The following is a 3,581-nucleotide window of genomic DNA, read 5'->3' on the forward strand; positions in this document are numbered from 1 at the left end:
CCGTCGACCAGCACCGTGTCCGCCTCGACGTCACGGGCAAAGCGTCCGGCGATCGCCCGGTCCACCTGCTGGCGCGTCCGGGCCACCCCGTCCTCCGGTCCCCGGTCGAGCGTGGCGGCGTAGCGCGCGCCTTCGGAGGCCGCCGAGGCCAGGGTGTTGCGCACCATCAGCACGAGCGCGACCTGGAGGATGCCCAGGAACAGCGGGGTGATCACCAGCAGCACCAGCACGAAGTCGACCACCGCGGAGCCGCGCTCGACCGGTGGCCTCGCGGGCGGTCGCCGGACGGCGGGCATGGTCAGTTGCGCACGGAGTTCAGTGCGCTGCGCAGCAGGTCGATCAGCTGATCGTCCGCCACGCCCCAGATGACCGCGACCAATCCGGCGGTCATCACGGTGACCAGCACCCAGCCGGGTACGTCGCCGCGGTCGTCACGGACCCGAGGAGCGGCCGGGACGGCGTACCGGCGGGCGATCGTCGCGATGGGATGATGCATCTGGTGTCCCCGTTCTCGTGGAGTGGTGGTCATGGCGTCGTGAGGTTGAGGCCGACGACGCCGGGCCAGAAGGCGAAGAACACGGTGACCGGCAGGATCAGGAACACGACCGGCACCATCATGAAGACCTCCTTGCGGGCGGCGATCTCGATCAGCTCGCGCCGCCCCGCCTCGCGGACGTCGGCAGCCTGGGCGTGCAGCACGTCGGCCAGGGGCGTGCCGCGCTCGAGGGCGACGGCGATTCCCTGGGCGAACCGAGCGACCAGCGGCAGCCCGGTGGTCGCGGCCCACGCGTCGAAGGCCGCGCCGACGGGTTCGCCGGTGCGGACGGAGGCGAGCACGCCGGCCAGGTCGCGGGACAGCTCGCCACCGCTGCGCCGGCACACGCGATCGAGCGCCGCGACCGGGCTCTCGCCGGCAGCCACGGCCAGGGCGAGCAGCTCGGCGATGGTGGGGAACTCGGCCAGGATCCGGCGCTCGCGGGTGCTGACCTGGCCGGAGAGGTGGCTGTCGCGGCCGATGACGCCGAGGGCGAACCCGACGAAGCAGAGCAGAAGGGACGAGAGGGTGCCGCCCGAGCCGGTCGCCGCGCTGATCACGCCGTACGCCGCAGCGAGGGCGAACCCGGCCAGTCCCCAGAGCACCTGCTCGACCCGGAACTCGTGCACCGTCTGCTCGATCGCGGCGCGTTCGAGTCGCCGACGTACGGAGGCAGACCCGCCGAGCACCCGCTCGACGCCGTCGGCCATCGACCGCAGGAGTGGTCCGAACACACCGGCCGCGGCGGCGGTCGGGGAGGACGAGACGACCTTGAGCGTGGGCGTGCGCCCCACCTGCGGCAGGTCGCGGACGTAGGGCAGCACGCGCAGCGACAGCTGTGGGCGCCGGATGACCCGGATCCGGGCCACGACCAGCACCAGCCCGGACGCGGCGACCGCGCCGAGGACGGCACCCCACAGGGTCAGGGGGCTCACGAGAGGATCCGCCGCTCGATGGGAAGGCGACCGATCCGCATCATCAGCCGGTAGGCGACGAAGCAGGAGACCGCTCCCATCGCGAGCACCACGACCCCGGCGGGTGAGGCGTAGCGGCGGATCACCTCGGACTGGAACGACATGAAGAGCAGGACCAGCCACGGGGCGGCGACGGCCAGGCGGGCGCCGTTGACGGTCCAGGCCTGTCGGGCCTCCATCTCGGAGCGGGTGCGCGCGTCGTCGCGGAGATATCCCGACAGGTTGCGCAGCAGGCGGCCCAGCTCTCCGCCGCCGACCTCGCGGGCGACGCGGAGGCCCTCGACCACCCGGTCGCCGGTGGGGTCGGCCAGCCTCGCCTTGAGGCGGTCCAGGCACTCGCCGAAGCGGCCACTCACCTGGTAGTCGAGGGCGAACTGGTCGAACGCCTCGCGCAGCGGTACGGGGCCGCGCGTGCCCAGCCCTGCCAGCGCGTCCGGGAGCGAGAGCCCGGCTCGCACCGCGGACGCCAGGTTGTCGACGGCCTCCGGCCACACCTCGGCGAACTCGCGGAGCCGGCGTCGCGCCCGTCCGGCGACCATCGCGACCGGCAGGTAGCCACCCATCGCACCGAACGCGACCGCCACCGGAGGCGTCCCCGACACCAGCTGGATCACCAGCGCCGCACCGATCGCGAGCACCAGGCACAGGATCACGAAGCCGGTCGTCGACACCTGCCCGAGCCCTGCCCGGTCGAGGAGCTCACGCAGCCGGCCGACCGATCGGGTCCGCACCCGCGGGGTGCGCGGCACGAAGAACGCCGACCAGACGAGCATGAGCCCGACACCCACGCCCAGCCCGACGAGCGCGCCCATCAGCTGCCCTCGTTGAGGATCCGGTGGACGTCGAGGCCCTGACGCTCGAAGAGCTCGACGCGAGGGGGCATCCCGCCCGTACGGCGCAGCTCGCCGGTGGTGCGCTCGAAGATCGGCTCTGCCTCGATGATGTCGTTCTCCACCCGTCCCGGCACCCCGACGATCTCGTTGACGCGTCGTACGCCGTGCTGGTCGATGCCGAGGTGGACCACGAGGTCGACGGAGGCGGCGACCGTCGGGACGACGAAGCGGGCAGAGATGTTCTCTCCCGCGAGCAGCGGAAGCGTGCACATCTTGACCAGGGCCTCGCGCGCACTGTTGGCGTGGATGGTGCACATGCCGGGCAGGCCCGCGTTGAGCGCCAGCAGGAGGTCCATGCACTCCTCCGCCCGGACCTCCCCCACGATCACCCGGCTCGGACGCATCCGGAGGCTCTCCTTGACCAGGTCGCGGAGCGTGATCTCGCCCGTCCCCTCGAGCCCGGACTGCCGGGTCTGCATGGCGACCCAGTCGGGGTGCGGGAACCTCAGCTCGAAGACCTCCTCCGCCGAGACGATCCGCTCCCCGCCCGGGATCGCAGCCGCCAGGCAGTTCAACATGGTCGTCTTGCCGGCCTGGGTTCCCCCGGCCACGAGGATGTTGAGGCCCGCGCGGACCGACGCCTCGAGGAACGCCGCCGCGGGCGCAGGCATGCTGCCGAGCTCCACGAGGCCCTCCAGGCGGGTGGCCCGGAGGACGAACTTGCGGATGTTCACGGCGCTGAAGCCGCGGCTGATGCCCTCGAGGACGACGTGCAGTCGATGCCCCTCGGGGAGCATCGCGTCGACGAACGGCCGGCTGATGTCGATCCGGCGACCGCTGGACTTGAGCATCCGCTCGACCAGCTCCTGCACCTGCGCGGGGGTGAGCATCAGGTTGGTCAGCTCGTGGCGTCCGTTGCGGGCGATGAACACCCGGCTCGGGTCGTTGATCCAGATCTCCTCGACGGCCGGGTCGTCGAGGAAGGGCTGCAGCGGCCCGAAGCCGGACACCCGGGCGACCAGCTCGCCGACGACCGACTCCGGGTTGGGGACCGGGGTGACGGCTCCGGTGAGGCTGCGCTCGTCGTGGTCGCGGACGACGTCCTCGGCGATCCGGCGCACCACCGTGGCGTCGCGCTGCGGGTCGACGCCCTGGCGGCGGACCAGCTCACGGACATGCTGATCCAGCTGGTCGACCAGCTCAGCGTGGGCGTCGGTGAGCGTCATGCAGATCCCTGTC

Annotated in this window: 5 protein-coding genes; all 5 read right to left on the reverse strand. The window is 72.2% G+C overall.

Features of this window, described 5'->3' with window-relative positions; all coding sequences use genetic code 11:
* The coding region (locus VFN12_RS03115; protein WP_325117117.1) for a TadE family protein at positions 1-296 on the reverse strand (296 nt) is incomplete at its 3' end.
* Positions 297-298: 2 nt separating this feature from the next.
* Positions 299-496: a hypothetical protein gene (locus tag VFN12_RS03120; protein ID WP_325117118.1), complete on the reverse strand. Its 198-nt coding sequence runs from the start codon at positions 494-496 to the stop codon at positions 299-301.
* A gap of 29 nt (positions 497-525) precedes the next feature.
* On the reverse strand, positions 526-1,470 hold the full coding sequence (locus VFN12_RS03125; RefSeq protein ID WP_325117119.1) for a type II secretion system F family protein: 945 nt from the start codon (positions 1,468-1,470) through the stop codon (positions 526-528).
* The gene (locus VFN12_RS03130; RefSeq protein WP_325117120.1) at positions 1,467-2,321 is read right to left on the reverse strand and encodes a type II secretion system F family protein; all 855 of its coding nucleotides are present in this window, start codon (positions 2,319-2,321) and stop codon (positions 1,467-1,469) included. Before VFN12_RS03130 ends, VFN12_RS03125 begins: the two co-directional genes overlap by 4 nt.
* Positions 2,321-3,568, reverse strand: a complete 1,248-nt coding sequence (locus VFN12_RS03135; RefSeq protein WP_325117121.1) for a CpaF family protein — start codon at positions 3,566-3,568, stop codon at positions 2,321-2,323. Before VFN12_RS03135 ends, VFN12_RS03130 begins: the two co-directional genes overlap by 1 nt.
* Positions 3,569-3,581: the final 13 nt, after the last annotated feature.

Source organism: Nocardioides sp., from assembly GCF_035703625.1.
Classification (GTDB): Bacteria; Actinomycetota; Actinomycetes; order Propionibacteriales; family Nocardioidaceae; genus Nocardioides.

Bases quoted from the DNA above. Each gene is read 5' to 3' on its own strand.
- VFN12_RS03120 (WP_325117118.1), bottom strand. From the start codon at position 496: ATGCATCATCCCATCGCGACGATCGCCCGCCGGTACGCCGTCCCGGCC.
- VFN12_RS03130 (WP_325117120.1), bottom strand. From the start codon at position 2,321: ATGGGCGCGCTCGTCGGGCTGGGCGTGGGTGTCGGGCTCATGCTCGTC.
- VFN12_RS03135 (WP_325117121.1), bottom strand. From the start codon at position 3,568: ATGACGCTCACCGACGCCCACGCTGAGCTGGTCGACCAGCTGGATCAG.